At 61.1% G+C, this 908-nt stretch carries 1 protein-coding gene; it reads right to left on the minus strand.

Annotated features, from left to right (window positions below):
• Positions 1-705, minus strand: a 705-nt coding sequence (locus L5M28_RS23955) for a TolC family protein (protein ID WP_263204542.1), incomplete at its 3' end; no start/stop codon positions are given.
• Positions 706-908: the final 203 nt, after the last annotated feature.

Consider the following 908-nt stretch of genomic DNA (forward strand, 5'->3'; position numbering starts at 1 on the left):
GGGAGTCCAATCGGGCATGGTGAGAGAGGCAAGCGCAGGACCGCTGCCAAGCGCCCCCGGAATCCGGCCAACGAGCACATCCAAGGCATGCGTTGCTTCGCCGCGTACGCGTCGCAACTGCTCTTGCTCCACCCGGAGGGCGATGACCTCGGAACGCGTGCGTTCAATGTCAAAGCCCGTAGCTTGACCTGCCTTGAACTTCTGCTCTGTCAGACGCTCAAGGCGCTCGGCGACTTGAAGTCGCTCTTTTGCCAGATCTTCCAGCTCTGCCGCCTGCCGCTGCTGCAGTGCAGCGGACACTGTCTCAAAGGCGATCTGCCAACGTGTCGCGAACCAGTTCTGTTCGACAGCAACTGCGTCCATCCGTGCGCCATCAGCGGCATGCGAGAGGCGGCCCGCTAGATCAACTTCCCATGAAGCCGACAGCGGAAGCCTGGCATCGCTGCTGATGGTCGGTGCCAAAGAAAAGTCGCGCGCGCGCGTTGCTTGGGGCGTGAGCGCCAAGCTAGGGAACATTGAAGCGCGTGTACGTCGGGTGATCGCCACAGCTTCATCAATCCGCGCTCTTGCAATAGCGAGATCGGTGTTGTGCTCCAGCGCGTTGCGCACCAGCGCGTCAATCAGCGGATCACCGTACGCCGTCCACCACTCGGCCGGGAGTGCTTGTGCTGGCACCTGCTGCACAGCCAGACCCGCTTCGTTCATGAATTTGGCCGGAACCTCAACGCGTGATGTCTCCACCCTGTGAGGCGAGTGGCTGCACGCGGCGAGAAGCGTGATCGATAGGAATGCAACAGCAGTAAGGCCGCGGCGGGCGTAGGGATCGGACATGTTGAGCCACTAGGTTGTGAATTGAGGAGGCCGTCTTGACGGGCATAGTTCATGGCGTGTACTATACCGTCCAGACG

The sequence above is a fragment of the Shewanella sp. SW32 genome (genome assembly GCF_025653365.1).
GTDB classification, from domain to species: Bacteria; Pseudomonadota; Gammaproteobacteria; order Enterobacterales; family Shewanellaceae; genus Shewanella; species Shewanella oncorhynchi.